General features: G+C 59.4%; 15 protein-coding genes. 10 read left to right on the top strand and 5 right to left on the bottom strand.

Annotated features, from left to right (window positions below; all coding sequences use genetic code 11):
• Entirely contained in the window at positions 1 to 237 is a 237-nt protein-coding gene (locus AC07VV_RS21400) for a DUF3820 family protein (protein WP_003213031.1), read from the bottom strand.
• Between the two features lie 206 nt (positions 238 to 443).
• On the opposite strand from AC07VV_RS21400, the gene AC07VV_RS21395 reads away from it, so the two are divergent.
• On the top strand, positions 444 to 911 hold the full coding sequence (locus tag AC07VV_RS21395) for a ferritin-like domain-containing protein (protein WP_495037408.1): 468 nt from the start codon (positions 444 to 446) through the stop codon (positions 909 to 911).
• Between the two features lie 69 nt (positions 912 to 980).
• Here AC07VV_RS21395 and AC07VV_RS21390 read toward each other — a convergent pair whose 3' ends face one another.
• Together AC07VV_RS21390 and AC07VV_RS21385 are read right to left on the bottom strand one after the other, a co-directional pair.
• Positions 981 to 1451, bottom strand: coding sequence for a MaoC family dehydratase (locus AC07VV_RS21390; protein WP_003227420.1), 471 nt, complete (start codon positions 1449 to 1451; stop codon positions 981 to 983).
• Positions 1452 to 1493: 42 nt separating this feature from the next.
• Positions 1494 to 2438: an alpha/beta hydrolase gene (locus AC07VV_RS21385; RefSeq protein ID WP_495037407.1), complete on the bottom strand. Its 945-nt coding sequence runs from the start codon at positions 2436 to 2438 to the stop codon at positions 1494 to 1496.
• A gap of 249 nt (positions 2439 to 2687) precedes the next feature.
• On the opposite strand from AC07VV_RS21385, the gene fadD2 reads away from it, so the two are divergent.
• Both fadD2 and fadD1 read left to right on the top strand, forming a co-directional pair.
• Complete coding sequence (gene fadD2 / locus AC07VV_RS21380; protein WP_493158067.1) at positions 2688 to 4376, top strand: long-chain-fatty-acid--CoA ligase FadD2; 1689 nt, start codon at positions 2688 to 2690, stop codon at positions 4374 to 4376.
• 351 nt (positions 4377 to 4727) lie between these two features.
• The gene (gene fadD1, locus AC07VV_RS21375; protein ID WP_096818229.1) at positions 4728 to 6425 is read left to right on the top strand and encodes a long-chain-fatty-acid--CoA ligase FadD1; all 1698 of its coding nucleotides are present in this window, start codon (positions 4728 to 4730) and stop codon (positions 6423 to 6425) included.
• A gap of 48 nt (positions 6426 to 6473) precedes the next feature.
• Here fadD1 and AC07VV_RS21370 read toward each other — a convergent pair whose 3' ends face one another.
• Positions 6474 to 6851, bottom strand: a complete 378-nt coding sequence (locus AC07VV_RS21370) for a hypothetical protein (protein ID WP_007951149.1) — start codon at positions 6849 to 6851, stop codon at positions 6474 to 6476.
• 198 nt (positions 6852 to 7049) lie between these two features.
• Here AC07VV_RS21370 and AC07VV_RS21365 point away from each other — a divergent pair, with 198 nt between their 5' ends.
• From AC07VV_RS21365 to def, 3 genes are all read left to right on the top strand, one after another.
• On the top strand, positions 7050 to 7241 hold the full coding sequence (locus AC07VV_RS21365) for a CsbD family protein (protein ID WP_096818227.1): 192 nt from the start codon (positions 7050 to 7052) through the stop codon (positions 7239 to 7241).
• 177 nt (positions 7242 to 7418) lie between these two features.
• Positions 7419 to 8369, top strand: a complete 951-nt coding sequence (locus AC07VV_RS21360; RefSeq protein ID WP_096818226.1) for a YihY/virulence factor BrkB family protein — start codon at positions 7419 to 7421, stop codon at positions 8367 to 8369.
• A gap of 2 nt (positions 8370 to 8371) precedes the next feature.
• On the top strand, positions 8372 to 8911 hold the full coding sequence (gene def / locus AC07VV_RS21355; protein ID WP_115078954.1) for a peptide deformylase: 540 nt from the start codon (positions 8372 to 8374) through the stop codon (positions 8909 to 8911).
• Here def and AC07VV_RS21350 read toward each other — a convergent pair whose 3' ends face one another.
• Entirely contained in the window at positions 8912 to 9331 is a 420-nt protein-coding gene (locus tag AC07VV_RS21350) for a GNAT family N-acetyltransferase (RefSeq protein WP_102621298.1), read from the bottom strand. It lies immediately after the preceding gene.
• Positions 9332 to 9667: 336 nt separating this feature from the next.
• On the opposite strand from AC07VV_RS21350, the gene AC07VV_RS21345 reads away from it, so the two are divergent.
• From AC07VV_RS21345 to AC07VV_RS21330, 4 genes are all read left to right on the top strand, one after another.
• On the top strand, positions 9668 to 10609 hold the full coding sequence (locus AC07VV_RS21345; protein WP_495037406.1) for a fatty acid desaturase: 942 nt from the start codon (positions 9668 to 9670) through the stop codon (positions 10607 to 10609).
• 7 nt (positions 10610 to 10616) lie between these two features.
• Positions 10617 to 11408, top strand: coding sequence for a phosphate/phosphite/phosphonate ABC transporter substrate-binding protein (locus AC07VV_RS21340; RefSeq protein WP_495037405.1), 792 nt, complete (start codon positions 10617 to 10619; stop codon positions 11406 to 11408).
• 127 nt (positions 11409 to 11535) lie between these two features.
• Positions 11536 to 12081: a sigma-70 family RNA polymerase sigma factor gene (locus tag AC07VV_RS21335; RefSeq protein WP_495037404.1), complete on the top strand. Its 546-nt coding sequence runs from the start codon at positions 11536 to 11538 to the stop codon at positions 12079 to 12081.
• A complete protein-coding gene (locus AC07VV_RS21330) occupies positions 12078 to 13091 on the top strand; it encodes an ABC transporter substrate-binding protein (protein ID WP_096818220.1) in 1014 nt (337 codons plus the stop codon). The genes AC07VV_RS21335 and AC07VV_RS21330 overlap by 4 nt, the downstream gene beginning before the upstream one ends.
• Positions 13092 to 13509: the final 418 nt, after the last annotated feature.

The raw sequence follows: 13509 nt of genomic DNA, 5'->3' as shown, positions 1-13509 counted from the left end.
TCAGTGGCGCGGGGCGGGTTTGCCATGTTTGGCGCGCAACGGTTCAAGCAGCTCCGACAGGCCGTTGTGATCGATTTCCTGCATCAGCGCCAGCAGGCCGCCGAGTTCGCCGTGGGGGAAACCTTCACGGGCGAACCAGTTCAGGTACGGGCCGGGAAGATCAGCGATGATCCGTCCCTTGTATTTGCCGAAGGGCATTTCGCGGGTGATCAGCAGTTCGAGTTTTTCAGGGTTCATCGTTGAAATCGTCTGGCGTTAAAAACACTTTGGAAAATACAGGCATTCTGCATGCAGGCCAAATGACAGATCATGCAAATAACAGGCATACAGATTTCTGATTTATTTATAACTTATTGAAAAATAACAATTAAATTCTTTATCAGAAGCTGGCACGACCACTGCAACACTCCTTGCATCTTTCACCAACGCAAGGAATTGAAAAAATGACTGACATGAATAAAGAAGCCATCTCCGTCCTCAACGACCTGATCGAAACCAGCAAGGACGGTCAGGAAGGGTTCAAGACCTGTGCAGAAGACATCAAGCACCCTGAACTGAAAACCCTGTTCGTGAAACGCTCCGCCGACTGCGCTACGGCTGCCGCCGAATTGCAGGCGACCGTGCGTTCAATGGGCGGCGATCCGGAAACTTCCACCAGCGTCAGCGGCGACTTGCATCGTCGCTGGGTCGACGTCAAAGCCGTATTCACCGGCAAGGACGAAGAGGCAGTGCTCAACGAAGCCGAGCGCGGTGAAGACCATGCCCTGAAGGCCTATCGTGAAGCGATCGAGAAGATCAACAAGCACAACCTGGTCGGCATCCGTGATCTGGTCGAACGCCAGTACCACGGCGTGCAACGCAATCACGATCAAGTGAAAGCCCTGCGTAACCAGGCTCGCGCACGCTCTTAAGCGTTCGGGGCCAACAAAAAACGCCAGCTAGTCTGGCGTTTTTTTGTGTCCGGATTTAACCGAGATTGATCAGCCGATGCTGATGGCCGGCAAGGTCGGCAGGGTAACGGTCTGCTGCTTGCGCGGAGCCAGGATTTCGGCCTCGCCGTCCACCACCAGCTCATCGCGCTGGTTGAACACGCGAGTGGCAATGCGCACGCGGAATTTCGGCAGCTTTTCGAGAATCTCCAGGCGTACGGTCAGGGTGTCGCCGATCTTCACCGGCTTCTGGAAGCTCATCTGCTGACCGATATAAATGGTGCCCGGCCCAGGCAGTTCACAAGCCACTGCGGCACTGATCAGCGCGCCGCTGAACATGCCGTGGGCGATGCGCTCCTTGAACATGCTGGCGGCGGCAAACTCGGCGTCCAGGTGCACCGGGTTGTGGTCGCCGGACATCGCGGCGAACAGCTGGATGTCGCGCTCTTCGACAGTCTTGCTGTAGCTGGCGGTCTGGCCGACTTCGAGGGCTTCGTAAGGGATGTTGGTAACCTGGGTCATCGGTCTTGATTCCTGTGACGGATTAAATGAATCCACAAAAAATTATTCGCTGCGGTGAGGGCGGCGATGGCTGAGCGCCTGGTCGATCCAGGCCAGCACATCGGCGGTCACTTCGTCGCGGTTGGTCTCGTTGAACAATTCGTGCCGCGCCTGCGGGTAGATCTTCAGTTGCAGGTTCTGGCTGCCGGCCGAGCGCAAGGCATTGGCCAGATCAGTCAGACGCTTGCCTTCGCTCACCGGATCACATTCGCCACCAATCACCAGCAGCGGCAGGCCCGGGTCGATCTGGGCGAGATTGGACGCTTTGCTGATTTGCTGCAACCCGCCGAGCAGGTCGATCCACAACTGATTGGTGCAGCGAAAGCCGCACAACGGATCGGTGGCGTACTTGTCGACTTCGGCCGGATCGCGACTCAGCCAGTCAAACGCGGTGCGCGCCGGTTTGAATTTATTGTTGAACGAACCGAACGACAGCCATTCGATCAGCGCGCTGCGGCCCTTGGCGCCCTGGCGCAGTTTTTCGAACCGGGCTATTTGCCGGGCCGCGCGGTACAGCGCCACCGGCTGGAAATTCGAGCCGCTGAGAATCGCGCCGTGCAGGCTGGCGCTGTGATGCAGTAAATAAGCCTGCGCTATGTAACTGCCCATGCTGTGCCCGAGCAGCACGATCGGCACGCCCGGATGACGCTGGCCGAGGAACTGGTTGAGGCTCGCGAGATCGCCGACCACCTTGCACCAGCCATCGTCGTCGGCGAAATGCCCGAGCGTCCCATGATCGGCGGTTTTGCCATGCCCGCGCTGATCGGGCGCGTACACACCGTAACCTTCGGCGCAGAACGACTCGGCCAGCCGCGCATACCGAGCGCTGTGTTCGGCCATGCCGTGAGCCAGCAGAATCAGCGCTTTCAGCGGCGCGTTCGGCAGCCACTGGTTGACGAAGAGGCGGCTGCGGTCACTCGCGTCCAGCCAGAAAGTGTCGTGGATCATGGCGATTCCTTTTGCTGCATGCTTTTGCTGCAGGGGCCAGCAGAGGTTGCATTGTATAGCGCGTCCGATCAGCTCACGCCACGGCTGGAAGATTCACACGATCAATGAGGACGTCGCCCATATTTGCCTGAATGACCATAGCTGCTAGTGTCCGTGAAGCCCCGCTTTTTGCTTTCGGCTTTTTCAAGGACAAGAGAAAAATGACAGCGAAGCGGCCCCGGATCGGCTCAGGTAAAGAGGACAAGAACAATGCAACCTGATTTCTGGAATGACAAACGCCCGGCGGGCGTACCCCTGGACATCGACGTGGGTGAATTCAAGTCGGTGATCGAGGTGTTCGAGCGTTCCTGCAAGAAATTCGCTGATCGCCCGGCGTTCAGCAACATGGGCGTGACCCTGACCTATGCCGAGCTGGAGCGCTACAGCGCCGCGTTCGCCGGTTACCTGCAAGCCCACACCGATCTGGTGCCGGGGGATCGCATCGCGGTGCAGATGCCCAACGTCCTGCATTATCCGATTGCCGTGTTCGGCGCGCTGCGCGCCGGGCTGATCGTGGTCAACACCAACCCGCTGTATACCGCGCGGGAGATGCGTCACCAGTTCAAGGACTCCGGTGCCCGGGCGCTGGTGTACCTGAACATGTTCGGCCAGAAGGTCCAGGAAGTGCTGCCGGACACCGACATCCAGTACCTGATCGAAGCGAAGATGGGCGACCTGATGCCCACCGCCAAGGGCTGGCTGGTCAACACCGTGGTCAGCAAAGTGAAGAAAATGGTCCCGGCGTACTCGCTGCCCCAGGCGATTTCCTTCAAGAGCGCCTTGCGCATGGGCCGGGGCCTGGGCATCAAGCCGCTGAAGGTCGGCCTGGACGACATCGCCGTCCTGCAATACACCGGCGGCACCACCGGCCTGGCCAAGGGCGCGATGCTGACCCACGGCAATCTGGTGGCCAACATGCAGCAGGTTCGCGCCTGTCTCGGCCAGTTCGGCAGCGACGGCCAACCGCTGTTGCGTGAAGGGCAGGAAGTGATGATCGCGCCGCTGCCGCTGTACCACATCTATGCCTTCACCGCGAATTGCATGTGCATGATGGTGTCCGGCAACCACAACGTGCTGATCACCAATCCGCGAGACATCGGCGGCTTCATCAAGGAACTGAAGAACTGGAAGTTCTCGGCGCTGCTGGGGCTCAACACGCTGTTCGTCGCGCTGATGGATCATCCGGACTTCAAGACCCTGGATTTCTCCACGCTCAAGCTCACCAACTCCGGCGGCACTGCGCTGGTCAAGGCCACCGCCGAGCGCTGGGAGCAGATCACCGGTTGCCGCATCACCGAAGGCTACGGCTTGACCGAAACCTCGCCTGTGGCCTGCACCAACCCTTACGGCGATCTTTCACGAATCGGCACGGTCGGGCTGCCGGTGCCGGGCACCCGGCTGAAAGTCATCAATGACGACGGTGTCGAACAGCCTTTGGGCGAGCGCGGCGAACTGTGCATCAAGGGCCCGCAGATCATGAAGGGCTATTGGCAGAAACCCGAGGCCACCGCCGAGGTGCTGGATGCCGAGGGCTGGTTCAAGTCCGGCGACATCGCGGTGATCGACCCGGACGGTTTCGTGCGCATCGTCGACCGCAAGAAGGACATGATCATCGTCTCCGGTTTCAACGTGTACCCGAACGAAATCGAAGACGTGGTGATGGCCCACCCGAAAGTCGCCAACTGCGCGGTGATCGGCGTACCTGACGAGCGTTCCGGAGAGGCGGTGAAGCTGTTTGTGGTAGCGCGGGAAACCGGCGTAAGCCTGGAAGAGCTGAAGGCTTACTGCAAAGAGAATTTCACCGCGTACAAGGTGCCCAAACACATCGTGCTGCGTGAGTCGTTGCCGATGACGCCTGTCGGGAAGATTCTGCGGCGAGAGTTGCGTGATATCGCCTGATCGCTGAATGACTGCGCCTGACGCATTCGCGTTGAGGCCCGAAGATCGCAGCCTCTGGTGGCTTCCTTGAAGCCGCTGAAGGCTGCGATCTTTTGCTTTTTGTCCCGGAATTCCGGGGCTTTTAGAGGGTTATAGGATTTTTGCTCTAAAATGACTGCCAGTAGTTCTTGAGTCATTAAAATGACTGTAGGGGCCGCTTTTGGCTCTAGTCGACCCTTGGCAAAGCTGCTACTCTCGGCGCGCTTTGTGACTTCTCGGCCTTGTAAAAAGCCAGACTCACCAATAAACAAACACCAATAATAATCGCATCAAATGCGGTGCTGAATTCGCGTTGCTGAGGAGTGGGCTTCCATGATCGAAGACTTTTGGAAGGATAAGTACCCCGCTGGAATTGCTGCCGACATCAATCCAGACGAGTACCCGAATATTCAGGCAGTGTTGAAGCAATCCTGCCAACGCTTCGCCGACAAACCGGCGTTCAGCAACCTGGGCAAGACCATCACCTACGGTGAACTGTACGAATTGTCCGGTGCGTTTGCCGCTTATCTGCAACAGCATACCGATTTGCAGCCCGGTGATCGAATCGCCGTGCAACTGCCCAACGTGTTGCAGTACCCGGTCGCCGTCTTCGGTGCCATCCGTGCCGGGCTGATCGTGGTCAACACCAACCCGCTGTACACCGCGCGGGAAATGGAACACCAGTTCAATGACTCCGGTGCCAAGGCGCTGGTGTGCCTGGCCAACATGGCGCACCTGGCCGAAGCCGTGGTGCCGAAAACCGGCGTCAAACACGTCATCGTCACCGAAGTCGCCGATCTGCTGCCGCCGATCAAGCGTCTGCTGATCAACAGCGTCATCAAGTACGTGAAGAAAATGGTGCCGGCCTATCACCTGCCAAAAGCCGTCAAGTTCAACGACGTGCTGAGCAAGGGCCAGGGTCAGCCGGTCGCCGAAGCCAACCCGGACAGCGGCGACGTCGCGGTGCTGCAATACACCGGCGGCACCACCGGTGTGGCCAAGGGCGCGATGCTCACCCATCGCAACCTCGTCGCCAACATGCTGCAGTGCAAGGCGCTGATGGGCTCCAATCTCAATGAAGGTTGCGAGATCCTGATCACCCCGCTGCCGCTGTACCACATCTATGCGTTCACCTTTCATTGCATGGCGATGATGCTGATCGGCAACCACAACATCCTGATCAGCAACCCGCGCGACCTGCCGGCGATGGTCAAGGAACTGTCGAAGTGGAAGTTCAGCGGTTTCGTCGGCCTCAACACGCTGTTCGTGGCCCTGTGCAACAACGAAGGGTTCCGCAAGCTGGATTTCTCGGCGCTGAAAGTCACCCTGTCCGGTGGCATGGCCCTGCAACTGGCCGCCGCCGAGCGCTGGAAAGCCGTCACCGGTTGCCCGATCTGCGAAGGTTACGGCATGACCGAAACCAGCCCGGTGGCCACGGTCAATCCGATCCAGAACATCCAGATCGGCACCATCGGCATTCCGGTGCCGTCGACCCTGTGCAAAGTCATCGACGACGCCGGTGTCGAGCAGCCGCTGGGCGAAATCGGCGAGCTGTGCGTCAAGGGCCCGCAAGTGATGAAGGGCTACTGGCAGCGTCAGGAAGCCACCGACGAGATGCTCGACAGCGAAGGCTGGCTGAAGACCGGTGACATCGCGCTGATTCAGCCGGATGGCTACATGCGCATTGTCGATCGCAAGAAAGACATGATCCTGGTCTCCGGTTTCAACGTGTACCCGAACGAGCTGGAAGACGTGCTGGCGACCCTGCCGGGCGTGCTGCAGTGCGCGGCCATCGGTATTCCGGACGAGAAGTCGGGCGAGGCGATCAAGATCTTCATCGTCGCCAAACCAGGCGTCACGCTGACCAAGGAAACGGTGATGGAGCACATGCGCGCCAACGTCACCGGCTACAAGGTGCCGCGTTCGGTGGAATTCCGCGATGCGCTGCCGACCACCAACGTCGGCAAGATCCTGCGCCGCGAGTTGCGCGACGAAGAGCTGAAGAAGATCAAGGCGAAGAACGCCGCATAAAATAAAAAGCCCCGCCGATGCGGGGCTTTTTGTTGGAGCAGTATCTGCTTACTGGCGGAACGGCGCGAAGTTCACGTTGGTGCCTGCCGGGCGCATGTCCTGCAGGTACGAGTCCTTGTCGGCGCTCAGTTCCAGGCTCAGGGCAGCCTTGCGCTTGCCTTCGTTGCGGATCACCAGGCCTTCGAGCTTCTCGCGCAGAAACACGGTCGGCACTTTCAGGTGCAGCAGTTCGTCGGTGGCCGGGGTGTGCATCAACAGGTGAATCCACTCGTACTGACCGATGGCCAGGCGCGACACCGGCAGATCGAACCACCAGATGTTGCGGTTGCGGTTCAGTTCGGCGAAGTGGCAGTTGTTGGTGCCGAGCACGGCACCGCCCAGTTCCTGGTTGCGACGGGCGATGGCCTGCTTTTTATCGAGTTTCATAACATTCCTGCGGGATCGGTTCTGTGGCGCCTGGCGCCCTTATGGTGGGCATTCTCGGGGCAATGCTCGCAAACATAAAGCGCAACCTGCACGCCGCGACGAAATGAAGCCCTGAAAATAAATGAAACTTGGCGCAAACCGGGCCAGTCAATCGTTACGTACTGACTTTTCCCCTTCAATGCACCAAGGAGAAACACCATGAGTAGCACAGGCGATAAAGTAAAAGGCATGGCCAACGAAGCGGTCGGCAACGTCAAGCAGGGCATCGGTAAAGCCACCGACAACACCAAACTGCAAGTCGAAGGCAAACTGCAAGAGAAGAAAGGCGAGGCCCAGCAAGCGGTGGGCAAAGCCAAGGACGCGATCAAGAAAGGCGTCGACAAGGCTTGATCCAGCCTTGAACGAAACAACGAAGCGGCCATCCAAGGATGGCCGTTTTCGTGTCCCGTTCACATACAGTCACGGATCACAGTGTTTCAAAGTCGCCAAGTAAGCTACTTTGATGAGAGAAAAACGGCCCCTGAGTCGCCACGACTTCAACCTGTTTTGCGGCGAAAGGAGACGCGAATGATTTTCCCCGACATGAAAGGCCTGCCCCTGCACCGGGTCATCGTGCGCACCGTCACCGAGTTCATGGATGACGAGATGTCGACCTATGCCTCGGCACTGGCCTACCAGATGCTGTTCTCGCTGTTCCCGTTCATTCTGTTCCTGATTGCCCTGATCGGTTTCCTGCACCTGCCGGACTTCTTCTCCTGGCTGCGCCTGCAATCGGAGCTGGTGTTGCCGCCCCAGGCGCTGGAGCAGGTCAACCCGGTGATCGACCAGTTGCAGCAATCCAAGGGTGGTCTGCTGTCCGTGGGTATCGTCGTCGCCCTGTATACCGCGTCCGCCGGTGTGCGCCTGATGATGAGCGCGATGAACGCCGCCTACGACGTGGTCGAGGGCCGGCCGATCTGGAAGCGCTTCCCGCTGTCGATCATTTACACCGTCGGCATTGCCGGCATGCTGCTGGCCGCCGCCGCGCTGATGGTGCTCGGGCCGCAGGTGATGGGCTGGATCGCCGGGCAGGTCGGGCTGGAAGACTTCATCGTCACCGTATGGACCATCGCTCGCTGGCCGGTGATCGTGATCCTGATGATGGTCGCCGTCGCGTTGATCTATTACGTGATGCCCGACGTCAAACAGGAATTCCGTTTCATCACCCCGGGCTCGGTGCTGGCGGTAGTGGTGTGGATCATCGCGTCCCTGGGGTTCGCGTTCTACGTCAAGACGTTCGCCAACTACAACGCCATGTATGGCAGCATCGGTGCGATCATCGTGCTGTTGCTGTATTTCTACATTTCCGCCGCCGTGCTGTTGCTGGGCGCGGAGATGAATGCGGTGATCGAACACATGTCCAGCGAGGGCAAGGACCCGGGCGAGAAAGTCCCCGGCGAACTCGATGAACATCCCAAACAACACGTTTCCGGGCTTGGGCGCGATCATTCGCTCAACCCGAACACAGACGAAGCCTGATCATGATCCGTGAAATCCTGAAGATGGGCGATGAACGCCTGCTGCGCATTGCCCCGCCGGTGCCCGCCGAGATGCTCGACAGCCCTGAGCTTTGGCAACTGATCGACGACATGTTCCAGACCATGGAAAGCGTCGGCGGTGTCGGCCTGGCCGCGCCGCAGATCGGCGTCGACCTGCAACTGGTGATCTTCGGTTTCGAGCACAGTGAACGCTACCCGGACGCCGAAGCCGTGCCGCAGACGATCCTGATCAATCCGCTGATCACGCCGTTGAGTCCCTTGATGGAAGAGGGCTTCGAAGGCTGCCTGTCGGTGCCCGGCCTGCGGGGCGCGGTAGATCGTTATCAGCAGATCCGCTACGAAGGTGTCGACCCCAAGGGCGAGCCGATCGTGCGCGTTGCATCGGGCTTCCATGCGCGGGTGGTGCAGCATGAATGCGATCACTTGATCGGTCGCCTGTACCCGTCGCGCATCACCGATTTCAGCAAGTTCGGTTACACCGAAGTGATGTTCCCGGATCTCGACCCCAACGCTGACGACTGATTAGTCCGCGCGCGGCGCCAGCTCCATGGCAATCATCGGCTTGCTCCGCGCATAACGGCTCAAGCGCTCGGCCATCGCCTGGGGCAGGGCGGGGTCGAAAGTGAAGCCGCGCCGCTCGTAGAATCCGCGCAGGTCCGGGTGGCAGAACAACCAGACAGGTGCCTCGACGTCCTTCACCGCTTCAGCAATCAATTGTGCGGCAATGCCCTGTTCGCGGCAGGTCGGGTCGACGAACAACCCGGTCAGCCAATACCCGCCTGACACCAGCCGCAGACATAACGCAGCCACGATTTCCTCGCGCCTTGCCACCCACAATTGCGCCTCGCGCACCGCTTTCATCGACGATTGATGTTGGCGGTAGAACTTGTTCATCAAGGGCCAGGACAGGTCGTCGAGCTGGCTGTAACGGATGTCGGTCATGAATCGGACTACCGGTGCAAAAGCCGCGGATTATAAAACAACGTGCTCGCCGGGATAGGTGTATACCTGAACTCACATCCCCTCTGAGTGGAGTACGCATCATGTCCAAAGGTATGGATTCGAAGAAAGCCGCGAAGAAGAAACCGGCCAAGACCGCCATCGAGAAACGCCACGAGAAAAGGGCGAAAAAAGTCGACATCTTCGGTCATTGATCACCTCCTTCAGGAGCCTGGTTCCCGGGCTCCTGTCTCGCCCGTAAAAACCTCGCAAAAATAATCTGCAAGATTTTCCGCTGGTGTTGCACAGAACGATCAGACCCTCGTTCCGAGCCACGCCATGCCCCATTATTTCGACGATGCCCATCGCCAACAGATCGAAGCCCTGCGCCAACGCTTCACCGCCCGCACCGACTGGCCGACCTGGCTGTTGCTGATTGGCGTGTACGGCGGCTGGTTTGCGATTGTGCTGGGCAGCGAATGGCTGGGCCTCTGGTGGAGCACGTTGTTGCTGATTCCGTTGCTGGTGCTGTGGCTGTCGGTGCAGCACGAGTTGCTCCACGGGCATCCGACGCGCTGGATCCTGGTGAACAAGGTCCTCGGCTATGCGCCGTTTGCGGTGTGGTATCCCTACACCCTCTATCGCGACAGCCATTTGCAGCACCATCGCGATGAAGACCTGACGATTCCCGGCGTCGACCCCGAAAGCCGTTACCTCAGCGCCGAGCGCTGGCAGGGCAGTTCGCTGTTCGAACGCAGCCTGCACTGGCTGAACAAGACCGTGCTCGGCCGATTCATCCTTGGCGCACCGCTGGCATTGCTGGCGCTGGCCAATGAGGAACTGCAACGCCTGAAAAACCGCGAGCGCCAGGCCTGGCTGATGTGGCTGACCCACGGAACCCTAACGTTGCTGATGCTGTTTTTCATCGCCCGCTACAGCGTATTGCCGGTGGGGCATTACCTGTTTTTGATCAGCGTGCCGGCGCTGTCGATTGCGATGGTTCGTTCCTACTATGAACACCGGCCACACGCACAACCGGAACAGCGCACGGTGCTCAACGAAGCCGGATGGCCGTGGCGCTGGTTGTTCCTGAACCTGAATTTTCATCTGGTGCACCACGATTTACCGAAGCTTGCGTGGTACGACTTGCCCAAGGCCTACCGCATGCGCCGGGAGCAATGGGTCGAACGCAGTGGCGGTTTTCTGGTGCAAGGTTATGGACAGTTGTGGCGCCGGCACGGCATCAAACCGATCGACAGTCCGCAGCATCCGTTTATTTGAGGCCACCATGACGTCAGGTTACGCAGAGCTGTTGATGTACATCGCACCCGAGCCGATCCGCGCGGCGAACGAACAGTGGCTGGCGCGGATTCTCGATCACCTGGGCCGCTCGCGACTCAAGGCCGAAGGCTTGTCGCTGCCCGACCTCTGGCTGTCGCCGCAGTTGCTGTTGACCCAGACCTGCGGCTATCCGCTGATGACCGCGCTGCGTGGCCAGGTCAGGATTGTCGGCCGTCCGCGCTATGAATTGCCGGATGCCACTGCCGGCAATCATTGCAGCCTGATCCTTGCCCGCGCCGATGATCCGCGCCGCAGTCTGGCGGAGTTCTTCGACAGTCGCGGGGTGATCAACAGCGAAGACTCCAACAGCGGCATGAACCTGTTGCGCCAGCGACTGGCGCCACTGCAGCGGGACGGTCGGTTTTTCGCTTCGGTCGGCCTCAGTGGCGGCCATCGCGAAAGCCTGCGCTGGTTGCGCGAAGATCGCGCCGATCTGGCGGCCATCGACAGCGTGACCTTTGCCTACCTGGCGCAGCACGCCGCCGAAGAGGTCAATGGCCTGCGGGTGGTGGCGCGCAGTGCGTTCAGCCCGACCTTGCCTTTCATCACCGTTGCCAGTGCTTCGGACACGCAGATCGAACAGCTGCGCCGGGCGATGAACCGCAGCCTGCAAGACTTGCCCGACGTTGCCCGCATCCTCGGCCTGCCCGAAGTCCTGCCTGCCAGCGAAAGCGATTACCTCGTCCTGCTGGACTATCAACGCGAGGCCGAAGAACTGGGATACGGCCGCTTGCGTTAGCGATTTCCACTAATTCACTAATGGAATATAAAAATTCTTTTTAAGTATTTTTAACGCATAAGGCACCTTGCTAGGATCGCGCCACCGGACGACCGGACATTCAGCGACCCTTGACCAAGGAGCCCCCATGTCCGGCGCCGACTCATCCCATCGCAATCATGTGAATACGTTGTTTCGCGACCATTACCAGTGGTTGTGTGCACGTCTGCGTCGGCAATCGAATGATGCAGCCAGCGCCGAAGACATCGCCGCCGAAACCTTCGCGCAACTGCTCGAAGCACCAGGCCTGACCGCCATCCGCGAACCCCGCGCGTTGCTCACCACCATCGCCCAGCGGCTGCTGTATGAGCGCTGGCGGCGGGGCGATCTGGAGCGTCGGCATCTGCATCAACTGCAACAGAGTGACCTCGATCACGCGCCGTCTCCCGAAGATCTGGCAGACCTGTCGCAGAGCCTCAAGCATCTGGACCGGACGCTCCAGCGCCTGCCGGGCAAGGTGCGCTCGACCTTTCTGCTGGCGCGCATCGACGGTCTGACCTACCCGCAAATCGCTGCCGAACTGGGCATCTCCCAGCGTTCGGTGAGCATGTACATGACCCGTTCCCAGGCCCTGTGCAACCGTCACAGCGCCAACCAAACCCTGATTTCCTCCCAGAACAAGAGGTCCGCATGAGATCGATCAAAACCCTGCTCGGCAGTTCGCTGCTGGCCCTGACCCTGACTGCCGGCCACGCCGTGGCCGCGGAAAAAACCGCGCCGATCCACTTCGGTGACATCACCTGGGAAAGCGGCAGTTTCATCACCGAAGTGCTGCGCCTGATCGTCGAGAAAGGCTACGGCTACCCGACCGATACGCTGCCGGGCAGTACCGTCAGCCTGGAAGCGGCGCTGGCGAAAAACGACATTCAAGTGATCGGTGAAGAGTGGGCCGGGCGCAGTCCGGCGTGGGTCAAGGCTGCCGCCGAGGGCAAGGTGTTCGGCCTCGGCGACACGGTGAAGGGCGCCACCGAAGGCTGGTGGGTGCCGGAATACGTGATCAAGGGCGACCCCGAGCGCGGGATCAAACCGTTGGCGCCGGAGCTGAAATCCGTGGCCGATTTGCCGCGCTACAAGGATGTGTTCAAGGACCCGGAAGACCCGAGTCGCGGGCGTTTCCTCAACAGCCCGACCGGCTGGACCTCGGAAATCGTCAACAGCCAGAAGCTCAAGGCCTATGCGCTGAACGACAGCTTCGTCAACTTCCGCACCGGTTCCGGCGCGGCGCTGGATGCCGAGGTGGCGTCGTCGATCAAACGCGGCAAACCGGTGCTGTTCTACTACTGGTCGCCGACACCGTTGCTCGGTCGGTTCAAACTGGTGAAGCTGGAAGAGCCGCCGTTCGACGCCGAAGCCTGGAAAACCCTGGCCGATGCCAACAACCCCCATCCGAAAGGCACCCGCTCGATGCCGGCGAGCCTGGCGATTGGCGTGTCGGCACCGTTCAAGGCGCAGTATCCGGAACTGGTGACGTTCTTTGAAAAGGTCGATTTGCCGATCGATCTGCTGAACCAGACCCTGGCCGGGATGAGCGAGAAACGTCAGCAGCCACGTCAGGTCGCCGAAGCCTTCCTGCGCGATCAACCGCAAGTCTGGAAGTCGTGGGTGCCGGGTGAAGTGGCAAATAAAGTCAGTGGGAGTCTGTAGTACTTTTCCGATAATTGTGTCGTTTCAAAAGTTGCCATTGCGAGTCTGTCGCAATGGCAACAAACATCCCGCCCGCTGAACCGATTCTTGTCCGTTTTTTGTCCAAACTCCCTGTGGTACTGGCCGACTAGTGGCCTTGCGCAAGGCTTTGCGCTGTCTATGCTCACACGTAACTAACTATGTCGACCGCCATCCAATGCGCCTCGACGGCATTCGGTTAGTCATGAACAAAGCTGCCAGAGTGCGCAATCCAAGGCACCGACACTGAACCGACAAGGAGCATGTTTTTAAATGGAAGTTCTTCTGCACGTTAGGAATGGCCCGCCCGCGGGCTATCAAGAGAAGGATGTCTTGATTAGAGCGTCGCTGCATGGACTCTTTGATTAATCATCGTTGATCACCTGACAACTTCCTCCTG

This window comes from Pseudomonas sp. GW821-FHT02C04, from assembly GCF_059421845.1.
Note: the sequence above shows the minus strand (reverse complement) of the source record. Positions and strands in the feature narration are given on the sequence as shown.

What these genes read in the sequence shown, in the direction of transcription:
- AC07VV_RS21400 (WP_003213031.1), bottom strand. Translation starts at nt 237, where the DNA reads ATGAACCCTGAAAAACTCGAACTGCTGATCACCCGCGAAATGCCCTTC.
- AC07VV_RS21395 (WP_495037408.1), top strand. Translation starts at nt 444, where the DNA reads ATGACTGACATGAATAAAGAAGCCATCTCCGTCCTCAACGACCTGATC.
- AC07VV_RS21390 (WP_003227420.1), bottom strand. Translation starts at nt 1,451, where the DNA reads ATGACCCAGGTTACCAACATCCCTTACGAAGCCCTCGAAGTCGGCCAG.
- AC07VV_RS21385 (WP_495037407.1), bottom strand. Translation starts at nt 2,438, where the DNA reads ATGATCCACGACACTTTCTGGCTGGACGCGAGTGACCGCAGCCGCCTC.
- fadD2 (WP_493158067.1), top strand. Translation starts at nt 2,688, where the DNA reads ATGCAACCTGATTTCTGGAATGACAAACGCCCGGCGGGCGTACCCCTG.
- fadD1 (WP_096818229.1), top strand. Translation starts at nt 4,728, where the DNA reads ATGATCGAAGACTTTTGGAAGGATAAGTACCCCGCTGGAATTGCTGCC.
- AC07VV_RS21370 (WP_007951149.1), bottom strand. Translation starts at nt 6,851, where the DNA reads ATGAAACTCGATAAAAAGCAGGCCATCGCCCGTCGCAACCAGGAACTG.
- AC07VV_RS21365 (WP_096818227.1), top strand. Translation starts at nt 7,050, where the DNA reads ATGAGTAGCACAGGCGATAAAGTAAAAGGCATGGCCAACGAAGCGGTC.
- AC07VV_RS21360 (WP_096818226.1), top strand. Translation starts at nt 7,419, where the DNA reads ATGATTTTCCCCGACATGAAAGGCCTGCCCCTGCACCGGGTCATCGTG.
- def (WP_115078954.1), top strand. Translation starts at nt 8,372, where the DNA reads ATGATCCGTGAAATCCTGAAGATGGGCGATGAACGCCTGCTGCGCATT.
- AC07VV_RS21350 (WP_102621298.1), bottom strand. Translation starts at nt 9,331, where the DNA reads ATGACCGACATCCGTTACAGCCAGCTCGACGACCTGTCCTGGCCCTTG.
- AC07VV_RS21345 (WP_495037406.1), top strand. Translation starts at nt 9,668, where the DNA reads ATGCCCCATTATTTCGACGATGCCCATCGCCAACAGATCGAAGCCCTG.
- AC07VV_RS21340 (WP_495037405.1), top strand. Translation starts at nt 10,617, where the DNA reads ATGACGTCAGGTTACGCAGAGCTGTTGATGTACATCGCACCCGAGCCG.
- AC07VV_RS21335 (WP_495037404.1), top strand. Translation starts at nt 11,536, where the DNA reads ATGTCCGGCGCCGACTCATCCCATCGCAATCATGTGAATACGTTGTTT.
- AC07VV_RS21330 (WP_096818220.1), top strand. Translation starts at nt 12,078, where the DNA reads ATGAGATCGATCAAAACCCTGCTCGGCAGTTCGCTGCTGGCCCTGACC.